Source organism: Plantactinospora sp. KLBMP9567 (assembly GCF_033446045.1).
In the GTDB taxonomy this organism is placed as follows: domain Bacteria; phylum Actinomycetota; class Actinomycetes; order Mycobacteriales; family Micromonosporaceae; genus Plantactinospora.
This window is the reverse complement of sequence record NZ_JAWQRR010000020.1, coordinates 101,238-114,400: the sequence shown is the minus strand read 5'-3', so window position 1 is coordinate 114,400 and position 13,163 is coordinate 101,238. Positions and strand designations below refer to the sequence as shown.

Below are 13,163 nucleotides of genomic sequence, written 5' to 3'. Positions count from 1 at the left end.
CACCGGGTCCAGGTTGTCGCCGGGCCGGGGTCATTTAGTATGGCGCCGGCTATCCGGAACGTATCCCCGGTGTGGGCCAGGATCACCGGCGTCGCTCCCTGTCGGCGCACTGGGCATTTTCGTGGAGGGTCACATGAGCACCGGAACCGAGACCTTCGAGTTCCAGGCCGAGGCGCGTCAGCTACTCCAGCTGATGGTTCATTCGATCTATTCGAACAAGGACATCTTCCTGCGGGAACTCATCTCCAACGCCTCCGACGCGCTCGACAAACTGCGGCTGGCGGCCTTCGCCGACAAGGAGCTGGCGGTCGACACGTCCGACCTGCACATCTGGCTCGAGGTCGACCGGGGGGCGCGTACGCTCACCGTCCGGGACAACGGCGTCGGGATGTCCCGGGACGAGGTCATCATCCTCATCGGCACCATCGCCAAGTCCGGCACGGCGGAACTCCTGGAAAAGATCAAGGAGTCCAAGGACGCGGCCGGCTCGCAGGATCTCATCGGACAGTTCGGGGTCGGTTTCTACTCCAGCTTCATGGTCGCCGACAAGGTCACCCTGCTGACCCGACGCGCGGGCGAGTCCACCGCGACCCGCTGGGAATCCGACGGCGGGGCCAGCTACGCGGTCGAGACGGTCGACGACGCCCCGCAGGGCACCTCGGTGACCCTCCACCTCCGGCCGGAGGACGCCGAGGACCAGCTCTTCGACTACACCGCCGAGTGGAAGATCCGGGAAATCGTCAAGCGTTACTCGGACTTCATCGCCTGGCCGATCCGGATTTCGGTCGAGCGGACCGACAACGACGGCAAGACGACCACCGAGATCGAGACGCTCAACTCGATGAAGGCGCTCTGGGCGCGCTCGAAGGACGACGTCAAGGACGACGAGTACAAGGAGTTCTACCGGCACCTCAGCCACGACTGGACCGACCCGCTGGAGACGATCCACATGCGGGCCGAGGGGACCTTCGAGTACGAGACGCTGCTCTTCATCCCGTCCCGCGCACCGTTCGACCTCTACATGCGGGGCGCCAAGCGCGGCGTGCAGTTGTACGTCAAGCGGGTCTTCATCATGGACGACTGCCAGGAACTCATGCCCGAATACCTGCGCTTCGTCAAGGGTGTGGTGGACGCGCAGGACCTGTCGCTGAACATCTCCCGGGAGATCCTCCAGAAGGACCGGCACATCCAGTTGATGCGCCGCCGGCTGGTCAAGAAGGTGCTCTCCACGGTCAAGGAGATGCAGGCAGGCGACGCCGAGCGCTACCAGACCTTCTGGTCGGAGTTCGGCAAGGCGGTCAAGGAGGGCCTGCTCGACGACTTCGACAACCAGAAGACGATCCTGGAGATCTCCTCGTTCGCCTCCACCCACGACCCGGAGAAACTCACCACCCTCGCCGGGTACGTCGAGCGGATGAAGGAGGGGCAGACCGACATCTACTATTCCACCGGCGAGTCCCGAACCATGATCGAGAACTCGCCGCACATGGAGGCGTTCCGGGCCAAGGGCTACGAGGTGCTGCTGCTGACCGACCCGATCGACGAGATGTGGGTCTCCTCGGTGCCGGAGTTCGACGGCAAGAAGTTCCAGTCGATCGCCAAGGGGCAGGTCGACCTCGACACCGACGAGGAGAAGGAGAGCACCGGCGCGGAGCGCGAGCAGCAGGAGAAGGACTTCGCCGACCTGCTGGGCTGGCTGACCACCCAACTCGCGGAGAACGTCAAGGAGGTGCGGCTGTCGTCCCGGCTGACCACCTCACCGGCCTGCATCGTCGGTGACGCCCAGGACATGACCCCGACCCTGGAGAAGATGTACCGGGCGATGGGCCAGGACATGCCGGCGGTGAAGCGGATCCTGGAACTCAACCCGACGCACCCGCTGGTGACCGGGTTGCGGGAGGCGTACGGGCAGCGCAAGGAGGACCCGACGGTCGCCGAGACCGCCGAGCTGCTGTACGGGATGGCGCTGCTCGCCGAGGGCGGCGAACTGGGCGACCCGGCCCGGTTCACCCGGCTGCTCGCCGAGCGGCTCGCCCGTACCCTCTGATCCCGGCCGCGGCACGGACGGCCCGGGACGCCATGCACCGCTTGGCGGCCCGGGCCGCTGGGTAAGAGCAGCGCCATGAGCACGACAACTGCCGAGCCGGCCGCCGCCCCGACGCCCGGACCGGCCGTGACCCCGGCTCAGGTGGCCCGGGTCGCGGTCGTCGCGCACCGGAAGAAGTCCCTCGACGGCGGGCTCGACGAACTCCGCTCCCGGCTGCGCGGCGCCGGGATCGAGGACCTGCTCTGGTACGAGGTGCCGAAAAGCCGCAGGGCGCCGAAGAAGGTACGCAAGGCGCTCGGCAAGGGAGCCGAGCTGATCTTCGTCTGGGGTGGGGACGGCATGGTGCAGCGCTGCTCCGACGCGCTGGCCGGCTCGGACGCCGCCCTGGCGATCCTGCCCGCCGGCACCGCGAACCTGCTCGCCACCAACCTCGGCATCCCGCAGGATCTCGCCGAGGCGGTCCGGATCGGGCTGACCGGGCCGCGCCGGCGGATCGACCTCGGGCGGCTCGGCGGTGAGCACTTCGCGGTGATGGCCGGCGCGGGTTTCGACGGGGAGCTGATCCGGGACGCCGACCGCGACCTCAAGGACCGGCTCGGCCGGCTGGCGTACGTCTGGACCGGGCTGCGGCACGTCCGGAGCGAGACCACCGGGATGCGGATCCGGGTGGACGGCGCGGACTGGTTCGAGGGGGAGGCGAGCTGCGTACTCTTCGGCAACGTCGGCACGATCACCGGCGGCATCCCGGCCTTCGACGACGCCCGTCCCGACGACGGCTGCCTGGAGGTGGGGGTGGCGACCGCCAGCGGCGTGCTGGACTGGGCCCGCACGCTCGGCCGGATGGCGGTCGGCCGGTCCGACTCCTCGCCGTTCGTCCGGATCACCCGGGGTCGGAAGATCAACGTCCGGTTCGCCGAGCCGATGACCTACGAGCTGGACGGCGGCGCCCGCGACGAGGTCACCCGGTTGAAGGCCCGGGTCGCGCCCGGCGCGCTGACCGTCTGCGTACCAGAGGACGGGCCCTGACCCGGGGCCGGTGCCCGCGTGGTCAGCGGGCGGAGCCGGCGAGCCGGTCGTCGTCGGCCTGCCGGGTCCGCAGCCGGCCGGGCAGGTCGAGGATCGAGCCGAGCCGGCGTGCCTCCGGCACCGGTGCCCGGCGGTCCGGGTCGATCAGGTACGCCGGAATCCCGGCCCGCTCGGGTCCGACGAAATCGGGCCCGTAGCTGTCGCCGACGAAGACCGCCGAGCCGGCGTCGATGCCGAGGGTGTCGAGCGCGATGGCGTAGATCAGGGGGTGGGGTTTGCGCCAGCCCAGCTCGACCGAGGTGACGACGGCGTCGAAGTACTGCGCCAGCCCCATCGCCGCGAGGTGGCCGGGGACCAGACCCGGCTGGTGCGTGTTGGAGACGACCGCGAGCCGGTGGTCGCGGTGCAGGTCGCGCACCAGGTCGGAGACGGCGGCGGAGTAGTGCACGCCGGTGTTCCACTCGCGGACGTACTCGCGGACGAACGCGTCGACGTCGTCCGGTGCCGGTGGCCGGTCGAGGAGGTCGGTCAGGAACGCCGTGCCGACCTCGGTCATCGAGAACTCGGACTCGTCCTCGTCGCTGCGCCGGTCGAACTCCGCGAAGGTGCGCGAACAGGCGGTCAGGAAGTCGGAGTAGCCCAGGTCGGCGCCGAGTCGCCGGAGCAGTGCGTGTGAGCCCGGGTAGCCCTGTTCGGTGCGGCTGGCCGAGTAGTCGACCAGGGTGCCGAAGAAGTCGAAGAGGATGTGGGTACGGCCGGCGGCTGGCATCGCGCCATTGTCCCATCCGGTTCCGGGCGCCGGTCCTGGGCGGCGGCGGGGAAAATCGGTCGATCCGGTACTGACCTCTGCGTATAGTCTGGCTGCTCGGTGGGCCGGGCGCCCGGGATGCCGGGTCGAGACGCTGGGGAGGTCGTCGCGTCCAGGGAAGGCGAGCGCAGGCTCATCGCCTCGAACAAGAAGGCCCGGCACGAGTACGCGGTCCTGAAGACGTACGAGGCGGGGATCGTGTTGCGGGGCACCGAGGTCAAGTCGCTGCGGGCTGGGCAGGCTTCGCTGGTCGACGCGTTCGCCCAGGAGCGCGACGGCGAGCTGTGGCTCTACGGGCTGCACATCGCGGAATACGCCTACGGGACCTGGACGAACCACCAGCCCAAGCGGATGCGGAAGCTGCTGCTGCGCCGAGTGGAGATCAACAAGATCCTGGACCGGATCCACGATCCCGGCCTGACCCTGGTGCCGCTGTCGCTGTACTTCTCGAACGGCTGGGCCAAGGTCGAGTTGGGCGTCGCGCGCGGCAAGCGGTCGTACGACAAGCGCCAGGCCCTGGCCGAACGGGACGCCAACCGGGAGATCGCCCGGGAGTTGGGGCGGCACCTCAAGGGCATCTCCCAGCGGTCCCGGGCGGCCCGCGGCTCCTGATCGCGGCGGGTCGGCCGACCGGCCGCCGGCCGGGGACAGCCGGCGACCCGGTCCAGGAAGGCGGCGAGGCTGGCGGTGGTGCGTTCGATCTTCTCCGCCAGTGTGATGGTCTCGTCGAGGCGCCGTCCGGCGTCCTTCTTTCCGCACAGTAGAGCGAGCAGGCCAGGTCGGTGCAGAGATAGGCGCCGACGGAGTTGCCCTGCCGGCACCCGAGGGCACGCGCCCGGCCGGACCCTATATTGGTCCGCAGTCGAACCCGCCCATTCCCGGCCTTCGGCGGCGGGCGCCGGGAGGACCCGACACGAGCCGGAGGTGGCCTTGCTCAGCCTGGTGACGGTGGGAATCCGCACCGCCCTGGTCGTCGCCGGCCCGTCCCGGAGCGCGGCCGTGGCCACACCCCGGCCGGCGAGCGACTCCTCCGACGGTGCCGACCAGCCGGAGCCGGCCGGTCCCGGCGAGGACGTCACGCCGCAGCCGACCGGCCATTCCCACTCCGGCCCGGCCGTGCAGCGCTGGGCGACGAGCTGGGCGTCCATGCCGCAGCTCGCCGAGCCGGACAACATGCCGCCGGCACCGTTCACCGAGCACGACCGGGTGCTGGCCGACAGCACGCTCCGGCAGACCATCCGGGTGTCGGCGGCCGGGTCACGGATCCGGTTGCGCCTCTCCAACGCCTTCGGCGGGGCGCCGCTACCGGTCACCGCCGCCACCGTGGCGCTGCCGGAGGGCGGCCGGGCCGGGGTCAGCGCGATCCGGCCGGGCAGCGCGCGGCCGGTCACCTTCAGCGGGCGCGCGTCGGTGACCGTCCCGGTTGGCGCGCAGATCGTCTCCGACCCGGTCGACATCCCCGTGCCGGCCCGCGCCAACCTCACCGTGACGCTCTATCTCGCGCACGGGCAGGCATCGGACCGGATCACCTCGCACCCCGGCTCCCGGACCACCTCCTACCTGCTGCGCGGCAACCACGTCGCGGAACCGACGCTGCCCGGCGCCACCCCGGTCGACCACTGGTACCTCCTCAGCGGGCTGGAGGTGCCGGCCGGGCCCGGCACCAGGGTCGCGGTGCTGCTCGGTGACTCGTTGACCGACGGGCGCGGCTCCACCACCAACGGAAACGACCGCTGGCCGGACCGACTCGTGGACCGGCTGCACGCGTACCGGCCGACCCGGGACGTCGCGCTGGCGAACCAGGCGGCCGGGGGCAACCGGGTACTCAACGACGGGCTCGGGCCGAACGCGCTGGCCCGGCTGGACCGGGACGTACTGGCGCAGAGCGGCGTCACCTGGCTGGTGGTGTTCGAGGGGGTCAACGACATCGGCACCGCCGATGCCACCGAGGCGGCCCAGCGGGCGGTCACCGACGACCTGATCACCGCGTACGACCAGATCGTCACCCGGGCGCACGCGCAGGGCATCCGGGTGTACGGCGCGACCCTGACCCCGTTCGGCGGCAACCCCGAATACGACGACCCGGCCCGCATCCGGGAAGCCACCCGCCAGGCGGTCAACTGGTGGATCCGCGGCAGCGGCCGGTTCGACTCGGTGATCGACTTCGACCGCGCCGTCCGGGATCCGGCCGACCCCCGTCGACTGCTGCCGGTCGCCGACACCGGCGACCACCTGCATCTCAACCCGGTCGGCTACCGGATGCTCGCCGACGCCGTCCCGACCCGCCTCTTCCGGCAGTGACCCGGATCGTTCAGTTCGCCGGCTGATCCGGGTCGGGTTCGGTGAGAGTCTCGAGCCAGGCGGCCGGTGCCGTGGTGTGCTCGGGGGCGATCAGCGCCGGCCCGCCGAGGGCCCGCTGCCAGTCGGGCGCGGCCGCGCCTCGTAGCGCCCGCTGCCAGGAGACCGCCCGGCCGACCCTCGCCACCCGGAGCGCCAGCCGGACCGAGTGGCGCAGGTCGGCGCGGTCCCGCAGGTCGGTCCAGGGTTCCAGGTACGCGTCCCGGAGCCGGGACAGCTCCGGACCGGCCGGGTCGACGCCGAGCTGGTCGGCGGCGACGTTCAGCGCGACGAGCAGGCTGCCGAACGGGTGGGCCAGGCAGGCGTCGCCCCAGTCGAAGAAGCGCATCCCGGCGGGGCCGACGAAGACGTTTCCGTCGTGCAGGTCGTCGTGCTGGATCGACGCCGGCAGCCCGTCGGCGGCCAGGTCGGCGCACCAGCGGTCGTACTCCGGCAGGAGCGTGACCAGGGCGGACCGGTGCGGGTCCGCGAGTCGGACCGTCGGATCGGCCAGCAGCCCGGCCAGCACAGCCGGCATCCGCGCCGGGCGCAGATCCGGCACGCCGAGCCCGACCACCCGGTCGGCGTGCCGGGCCACCGCACGCTGGAGACCGGCGTACGTCCGCAGCAGCTCCGCCCAGCGGACCGGATCGGGCCGCTCGGCCGTCAGCTCCCGGAGGATCGGCCCGCCGTCCGGTCCGAGCAGCCAACCCCGGTCCCGGTCCACCGCCAGCGGCGGTACGACGAGGTCCGGCACCCAGTCCGCCAGGGCCTCGACCACCGCTACCTCGAAGCCGTTGGTCGGTACGTTCGCCTTGAACCACATCCGGCCGGCGCTGGTCTCCAGCCGCCGCACGATCGACCAGGCACGAACCCGGACGGTGTGCACCGGACCGGCCGCGGCGATGCCGCGCTCGGCCAGCCGGTCCGCGATCCAGGCGTCGCATTCGGCCCGCCACTCGGCCCCGAGCCGATCCTCCGCCGAGGTATCCACCGTCACGCTCGCCTCACCCGTTCGGCAAACCCGGTCTGGGCTCCGTCACCGGTCTGCGTCAGGGCGGCGAGCACCGTGCCCAGCCGATCGTCGAGCGGTCCGCTCAGCTCCAGCACCGGGATGTCCTCCCAGGCGTCCAGCGGGTCGTCGTAGGCCAACTCCAGCAGTGCGTCATTCATCCGGGAACGAAGCCCAGGCAACTCCGCTGCCGGCAGAACCCGCTCCGTCTCAGGCGTGACCACCGTGATGACCAGCAGATCGAGGCTGTCGAAGGCCGGGCGGAGTGCTGCGCCGCGGGCCTCCTCGGACGGGTCCGCGCCGGTCGCGGCCATGTACGCGAGGTAGTCCAACGGCGTCCGGTCGAAGATGGTCCCCGACGGCGACGGCGGCGAGCACAGGCTCCGTACCGAGCAGGCCAGCAGCGCCCGATAGTCCTCCACCGACGGCGGAAACTGGAATTCGTACCCCTCCTCTTCGAGCAGGTAGTACGGCTCGTCCGCCGCCACGTGGCCCGGCAGGTGCGCACACAGTGCCTCGACCAGCGTCGTCTTCCCGGTCCCGTGTGTCCCGGAGATCCCGACCCTCATCCGCGCTCCTGCCCCTCCGGAGAATGCCGGGGCGATCATAACCACGGTCTTTGTCCGAGCCCGACAGCAAGCACAGTAGTCACAGCACACCCGGAGCCGATTATTTGTGACATATGGGGTTAAACGCGGCAGGGCCTGGTTCCGGTGAGGCCCGGCCGGTGACCCGGGACTGTCCCGGCGAGTAGCGGTGGAACGGTCCGGGTATGGAGCGCGACATGAGTGAAGAGACGAGTGACCGGGTCGAGAACCGCGCCCACCTGCTCCCGGAGGAAGAGTCCGTGGGCAGCGACGACCCGGAGGCGCAGGCCGCAGCGGTGCTGGCCGAGTCCGATGGGCGCGAGGCGGGCGCGGCGGCGCTGGCCGAGTCCGACCCGCGGACGACGGAGTCGGATCGCCGGATCGCCGAGGCGGCTGCTGCGCCGGACTCGTTCCTGGAACGGCGCACGTCGGAGCAGACGGTGGCCCCGGAGCAGACGGCCGGTTCAGGGCAGGCGGCGACCCCGGAGCCGCCGGACTGACGGCGGTCCGCCGTCGATGTCCTGGCCGAGACGCTGTTGCCGGATCAGGCCAGCGGAAACTCGTCGAAGAGCAGTACCGGGGCGTCCGGGTCCCGGGTGTCGAACCGGTAGGACCGGACCACTCCGGCGGCCGAGTCGAGGACCGAGAAGACCGTGATGTCGTCGCTCGCCACGTACGGCAGCGGAGTACCGGTCGGCCCGGTCAGCGGCGCGATCGTCGGGACGACCGGCGCCAGCCCGCCCGGATCGCCCTGCCGGACGTAGTCCGGCCCCGCCGGCAGGTGCCGGGCGGCACCGGACGACACGTCGTACGCACCGTAGTTGTTGCCGACGTTCGAGGTCTCCAGCCAGTTGACCCCGGCCGGATTCCGGAACCGGTTCCACAGGTGCGCGTGACCGTTGTGCACCAGGTGCACTCCGGTGGCGGAGAAGAGCGGTTCGAGGTCGCGCAGGATGTGGTCCTCGGCCAGCGGATACGCGTACCGGACCGCGGTGACCGCCCCGGTGGCCGGGGCGCGCTCGACGGTCCGCACCGGATCGGTGTACGGCGGTGCCGAGTTGCCGCCGAGCCCGTGGCTGGGATGGTGAAACATCACCACCCGGAAACGTGCCGCACGGGCCTCGGCCGAGGTCAATTCCTGCTCCAGCCAGCGGTACTGCGCGGAGCCCCGGTGCACCGGCTCGAAGATGAACTGGCCGTGCCCCCACCGCTCGGGGTGGGCCAGGTCGGCCACGTCCTCCTGGAACTTGCCCCGCCCGACCGGCACGTGCGGTCGCCAGATCGACGTGACGAAGAGCGTCACCAGGTGCACGTCGCCGATCGTCCGCGACCACCAGCGCGGACCACCCGCCGCACTGCGCGGGTAGGGGAAGAGTTCCTCGTACGTCGTGACGTCCCAGGACCGCCGGCCAAGTTCCGCCTTGCCGCCCTCCGCCTTGCCGCCCTCCGCCTTGCCGCCCTCCGCCTTGCCGCCCTCCGCCTTGCCGCCCTCCGCCTCGTCCTCGTCGGAGCCGTTCGAGCCGTCTGACCTCTCCGACCCGTTCGACCTCTCCGACCCGTCCGAGCCGCCTGACCCGTCCGTCCGGTACCGCTCCCGGGCCACGTCCCTGGGCTGCGGGTCGTTGAACTGGCTGTCCAGGCTGGCGATCTCGGACCACCGGCCCATCACCTCGTGGTTGCCGATCGCCGGGAAGATCGGGGTGTGCTGCAACAGTGGCGCACCCCGGTAGGTTCGGCCGGCGATCGGTGCCTCCGCCCGCCCGGTCATGCTGGCGAAGAAGGCCGGACCGGTGGCCGCGTCGAACCAGTCGCTGGCCCGGTCACCGACGTTGACCATGTCGCCGGCCATCAGCACCCCGTCCAGCCGTACGCCGACGGTCTCGGCCACCTTCTCCAGGTTGGCCGCCGTCATCGCCTTGAGCTGGTGGTCACTGGTCAGCAGCAGCCGTACCCCGGCACCGGCCGGCGCCGCCGGAGCGAGCGAGTACGTCGCCGTGACACTGACCCGCCCCGGACCGTGCAGCGCCACCACCCGGTACGGCGTGCGGCCGGGCGGCAGCCCGGTGACCCGGGCCAGGTGCCGGTACACCGGTCGGCGGGTCACCGTCGGATAGCTCCGGCCCGGCACCCGGGACTCGGCGTCCTCGCGGGTACGCGACAGCGGGCGGGTCTCCGCCACGAACCGCCGCCACCCCGGGCCGGACGGCTGGTCACCGGATGCGGCGTCCTGGGCATGCCGGGGCGACATCCCGGCCGCCCCCGGGCCGATCAGCACGAACCCGCCGGTGCCGGGCTCCTCGGTGTGCCAGGCGACCCAGACACCGTCCGGGCCCGGATCGAGCAGGTACGGCTCGCAGAGCAGCGGTGCCGAGTATTCCGTCATCACGCGTGATCTTCCGTCATCGCCGGACAGTCAACCATCCGTTCCCCGGCCGGTGAAGGTCCGCCTCCGGCCGGGCCCGCCCGGCGACGAGACGACGAGGTGACCCCGCCCGGTCCGGCCGAACCGGCGCCGGCCCGCCACCCGGGCCCGCCGGAACCGGTGGACTCAGGCGAACGGGTCCCAGTGGCTCGCGTAGCGGAGCAGGGACTGGGCGAGGTCGTGATGGCTGGCGGCCCACAGGTCGTCGAAGAAGAACCACTGCTGGAAGCCGAACGCCTCGTCGGTGTACATCGCCAGTTGGGCGAGGTGCGCCGAGACGGCCAGCAGCGACCGGTCCGGGTGCCGGTCGGCGGGGATCGGCGGCAGCGCCGCCCGACGGGCAGCCACCGGGTCCGCGTCATCGGCGCCGTCGGGCAGCTCGGGCCAGGGCTGCCAGATCGTCCGGTAGAAGCCCGGCCACTCGTTGGCCCGGCGCAGCGCCGGCTCGATCGACTCGTCCGCCGGTTCGAGCAGGGCCGCCAGCACCTTCAACTCCGGCGGCCAGTCCGGTTCGGGCTGCCCCGGTGCGACGAACCCGTCCCGGAGCCGGGCGGCGAGCCCCGGCAGCCGTACCCCGGGAAACACCTGTGCTGGAGTGGTCGCGATCGACGCGCCGTCGTAGAAGGTCAGCAGCACCGCGTAGCTGGCGCCGGCTCCTCCGGTGGGCGGCATCGCCGGCCGGGTCGGCACCGCCGGTACGAAGGCCGTGGCGGGCCCGTCCGCCCCGGTGACCTCGGCGGGCAGCGGCCACGACTGGAACAGGTAGGCCAGCCGGTCCGGCGCGGCGGCCGGCACCTCGTCGTCGAAGAAGAAGTACGCCAACTCGACCTCGTCGTCGTCGGTGTACGCCCGCACGGAGTGCTCGGTGACCCGCAGGTGGGTCTCCGGGTCACCTTCGAGATAGAGGTGCTCGCGCAGCAGGTCGCGGAGCTCCTGCCAGTCGCGGGGCGGAGCGAGCTGCCGCTCTACCGCCTTCTCAAAGATCGAGTCCAGCCCGTAGACGTGGACGCCGAGCTGGTCCTCGATCCACCGCGCCGGATCGTCGACGGTCCAGCCCCGGCGGAACCAGTCCAGGACCGACACCCCCGGCAGATGGTGGACGTGCTTGCTCAGCGGCCCCTCGTAGTGGGAGCGGTAGACGAAATACACGCCCGAGATGGTGCACCACCGCACCGACATTCTGCTCGCCCCGACTCGCGCTGCCGGAGGCACGCCTTTGCGGTGTCCCCGGCGCGGATCAGATGGCGGTGGCCCGGGCCACCTTCCACTCCCCGCCGACGCGGCGCAGTTCGAGGACCACGCGGTTCTGGTCGACCTTCTCGCCGTCGGTGTTGGCGTTGCGCCGGTACTGGTTCAGGTAGACCAGCAGCTCCACCTCGGCCGACTCGGCCCGGATCACCCCGCTGGCGGAGACCTCCGCGAGCACCACCGCCTGCTCGGAGACGGCCGTCGACTTCAGCGCCGAGGTCGTCTCGGCGTACTCGTCGGCGAACGCGCCGGTCACGAAGGCGCGTCCGTTCGCCACGCTGGCGTCGAAGCTGCGGTAGTCGTAGGAGAAGATCGCTTTCGCGGCGGGACCGGCGGTGGCCAGCGCCTGGCGTACCGCGGAGTCGCGTTCTTCGGCCCGGTGGTGGGCGTACCAGGCGGTGCCGGCCGTGGCGGCGGCGAGCACGGTGGCGACCGCGAGGGCGAGGTGCAGGCGGCTGCCGGCGTACCGGCGGCGCCGTGCCGGGGCAGGCTCGGGGCCGCGTTGCGCGCCGTCGGCCGCCGGCTCTTCGCCGGTACGACGCCCGGGGCGCAGCCGCCGGGCGAGCGTGGCGATGGACGATCGCATCGGAGAACTCCTCTCAGCCGACGAACTGGAGCCGGGCGACCAGCCAGGTGTCGGAGTCGCCTTCCCTGGTCAGGTCGACCTGGATCCGGTAGTGCGCGGGCCGCCCGTCCGGGGCGTTCACGTTCTTGACGGTCGCGTCCATCGCCACCAGTACCACCGCGTGGCGGCGGTCACCGGAGAGCAGGCCGGCGCGCAGCACCGTACCCTTCGACTCGACCTTGTTCTCCAGCACCGCTTCCCGCACCTTGGCCTGGCCCCGGACGAACTCCTCCTTGAACTCGCCGGTGGCACCGGCCGTGATCCGCTGGAGGTCGCTGTCCACACTGGATGCGCTGACCGAGACGAAGTTGACGGTGGTCTGCCGCGCGGCGGCCAGGGCCTGCGCGTGGGCCCGCTCGACCGCCCGGTCCTGCCACCACTGGTAGCCGAAGACACCGGCCAGGGCGAGTGCCGCAGAGAGCGCGGCGACGAGCGCGACCGTCGTCCCGAGCCGCCGCCCGGGCCCGTTCCGTCCCGCCGCCGTCTCGCCGGTCGAGCCCGCCTCGTCAGTCCTGGTCGCCCTGCCGGTCCTGGTCGCCCTGCCGATGCGGACCGCCCTGCGGGTCCTGGTTACCCTGCCGATGCGGACCGCCCTGCTGGTGCTCGTCGTCGTGCCGGTCGTGTCCGCCCCATCGGTCGTGTCCGGCTGGTCGGTCGTGTCCGGCCCGTCGGTCGGGGTCGCCCCGTTCGTCGCGGTCGGCTCGTCGGTCGGGTCCGGCTCGTCCGTGGAGATCGGCTCGTCGGTCGTGGCCGTCCCGCCCGTCGCGGCCGGCTCCCCGGTGCCCGGCCTGTCGACCGGTTCCTGGTCGAGCCGTTCCAGGATCTCCCGCACGGGGTCCTTGGCGGCCGGCAGCCGCCGGGTCACCGTACGCCGGGTCGCCGGCCGCCCGCCCCGGGCCGGCTGTTTCGTCCCCTCGCCCGACCGGCGTGCCCCGCCGGCCGGGCCCCGCCCCTCGGCGGGTGCCTGCGCGGGTACGGCCGGAGTCGCCGGATCGGCCGCTGCTGTGCCCTTGACCAGTTTCAACCTGCGTTCCTCACCGCTGCGCATCGG

Annotated in this window: 13 protein-coding genes; 5 read left to right on the top strand and 8 right to left on the bottom strand. The window is 71.9% G+C overall.

The window, feature by feature from the left end:
- The first annotated feature begins 133 nt into the window (after positions 1 to 133).
- Both htpG and R6Y94_RS15515 read left to right on the top strand, forming a co-directional pair.
- Complete coding sequence (gene htpG / locus R6Y94_RS15520) at positions 134 to 2,047, top strand: molecular chaperone HtpG (protein ID WP_318396555.1); 1,914 nt, start codon at positions 134 to 136, stop codon at positions 2,045 to 2,047.
- Between the two features lie 75 nt (positions 2,048 to 2,122).
- Positions 2,123 to 3,073, top strand: coding sequence for a diacylglycerol/lipid kinase family protein (locus R6Y94_RS15515; protein ID WP_318396554.1), 951 nt, complete (start codon positions 2,123 to 2,125; stop codon positions 3,071 to 3,073).
- Positions 3,074 to 3,095: 22 nt separating this feature from the next.
- Here the strand turns inward: R6Y94_RS15515 and R6Y94_RS15510 are convergent, their stop codons facing one another.
- The gene (locus R6Y94_RS15510; RefSeq protein ID WP_318396553.1) at positions 3,096 to 3,842 is read right to left on the bottom strand and encodes an HAD family hydrolase; all 747 of its coding nucleotides are present in this window, start codon (positions 3,840 to 3,842) and stop codon (positions 3,096 to 3,098) included.
- A gap of 117 nt (positions 3,843 to 3,959) precedes the next feature.
- Between R6Y94_RS15510 and smpB the strand changes: the two genes are divergently transcribed.
- A complete protein-coding gene (gene smpB / locus R6Y94_RS15505; RefSeq protein WP_318396552.1) occupies positions 3,960 to 4,493 on the top strand; it encodes an SsrA-binding protein SmpB in 534 nt (177 codons plus the stop codon).
- Here the strand turns inward: smpB and R6Y94_RS15500 are convergent.
- Positions 4,450 to 4,659, bottom strand: coding sequence for a hypothetical protein (locus R6Y94_RS15500; protein WP_318396689.1), 210 nt, complete (start codon positions 4,657 to 4,659; stop codon positions 4,450 to 4,452). The two genes, smpB and R6Y94_RS15500, sit on opposite strands and share 44 nt — an antisense overlap.
- Positions 4,660 to 4,805: 146 nt before the next feature.
- Here R6Y94_RS15500 and R6Y94_RS15495 point away from each other — a divergent pair, with 146 nt between their 5' ends.
- Positions 4,806 to 6,182 (top strand): SGNH/GDSL hydrolase family protein, encoded by a 1,377-nt coding sequence (locus R6Y94_RS15495; RefSeq protein WP_318396551.1) that lies wholly within the window; start codon positions 4,806 to 4,808, stop codon positions 6,180 to 6,182.
- Positions 6,183 to 6,192: 10 nt separating this feature from the next.
- Here the strand turns inward: R6Y94_RS15495 and R6Y94_RS15490 are convergent, their stop codons facing one another.
- Entirely contained in the window at positions 6,193 to 7,218 is a 1,026-nt protein-coding gene (locus tag R6Y94_RS15490; protein ID WP_318396550.1) for a phosphotransferase family protein, read from the bottom strand.
- Complete coding sequence (locus R6Y94_RS15485; RefSeq protein ID WP_318396549.1) at positions 7,215 to 7,799, bottom strand: ATP-binding protein; 585 nt, start codon at positions 7,797 to 7,799, stop codon at positions 7,215 to 7,217. Before R6Y94_RS15485 ends, R6Y94_RS15490 begins: the two co-directional genes overlap by 4 nt.
- 215 nt (positions 7,800 to 8,014) lie before the next feature.
- Between R6Y94_RS15485 and R6Y94_RS15480 the strand changes: the two genes are divergently transcribed.
- Complete coding sequence (locus tag R6Y94_RS15480; protein WP_318396548.1) at positions 8,015 to 8,317, top strand: hypothetical protein; 303 nt, start codon at positions 8,015 to 8,017, stop codon at positions 8,315 to 8,317.
- Positions 8,318 to 8,361: 44 nt separating this feature from the next.
- Here R6Y94_RS15480 and R6Y94_RS15475 read toward each other — a convergent pair whose 3' ends face one another.
- From R6Y94_RS15475 to R6Y94_RS15460, 4 genes are all read right to left on the bottom strand, one after another.
- Complete coding sequence (locus R6Y94_RS15475; protein ID WP_318396547.1) at positions 8,362 to 10,200, bottom strand: metallophosphoesterase; 1,839 nt, start codon at positions 10,198 to 10,200, stop codon at positions 8,362 to 8,364.
- Positions 10,201 to 10,365: 165 nt separating this feature from the next.
- Positions 10,366 to 11,388 (bottom strand): hypothetical protein, encoded by a 1,023-nt coding sequence (locus R6Y94_RS15470; RefSeq protein ID WP_318396546.1) that lies wholly within the window; start codon positions 11,386 to 11,388, stop codon positions 10,366 to 10,368.
- A gap of 88 nt (positions 11,389 to 11,476) precedes the next feature.
- Positions 11,477 to 12,073: a hypothetical protein gene (locus R6Y94_RS15465; RefSeq protein ID WP_318396545.1), complete on the bottom strand. Its 597-nt coding sequence runs from the start codon at positions 12,071 to 12,073 to the stop codon at positions 11,477 to 11,479.
- 13 nt (positions 12,074 to 12,086) lie between these two features.
- Entirely contained in the window at positions 12,087 to 13,160 is a 1,074-nt protein-coding gene (locus R6Y94_RS15460; RefSeq protein ID WP_318396544.1) for a hypothetical protein, read from the bottom strand.
- Positions 13,161 to 13,163 lie beyond the last annotated feature (3 nt).

What these genes read in the sequence shown, in the direction of transcription:
- R6Y94_RS15465 (WP_318396545.1), bottom strand. Translation starts at nt 12,073, where the DNA reads ATGCGATCGTCCATCGCCACGCTCGCCCGGCGGCTGCGCCCCGGGCGT.
- R6Y94_RS15475 (WP_318396547.1), bottom strand. Translation starts at nt 10,200, where the DNA reads ATGACGGAATACTCGGCACCGCTGCTCTGCGAGCCGTACCTGCTCGAT.
- R6Y94_RS15515 (WP_318396554.1), top strand. Translation starts at nt 2,123, where the DNA reads ATGAGCACGACAACTGCCGAGCCGGCCGCCGCCCCGACGCCCGGACCG.
- R6Y94_RS15460 (WP_318396544.1), bottom strand. Translation starts at nt 13,160, where the DNA reads ATGCGCAGCGGTGAGGAACGCAGGTTGAAACTGGTCAAGGGCACAGCA.
- R6Y94_RS15480 (WP_318396548.1), top strand. Translation starts at nt 8,015, where the DNA reads ATGAGTGAAGAGACGAGTGACCGGGTCGAGAACCGCGCCCACCTGCTC.
- htpG (WP_318396555.1), top strand. Translation starts at nt 134, where the DNA reads ATGAGCACCGGAACCGAGACCTTCGAGTTCCAGGCCGAGGCGCGTCAG.
- smpB (WP_318396552.1), top strand. Translation starts at nt 3,960, where the DNA reads ATGCCGGGTCGAGACGCTGGGGAGGTCGTCGCGTCCAGGGAAGGCGAG.
- R6Y94_RS15510 (WP_318396553.1), bottom strand. Translation starts at nt 3,842, where the DNA reads ATGCCAGCCGCCGGCCGTACCCACATCCTCTTCGACTTCTTCGGCACC.
- R6Y94_RS15485 (WP_318396549.1), bottom strand. Translation starts at nt 7,799, where the DNA reads ATGAGGGTCGGGATCTCCGGGACACACGGGACCGGGAAGACGACGCTG.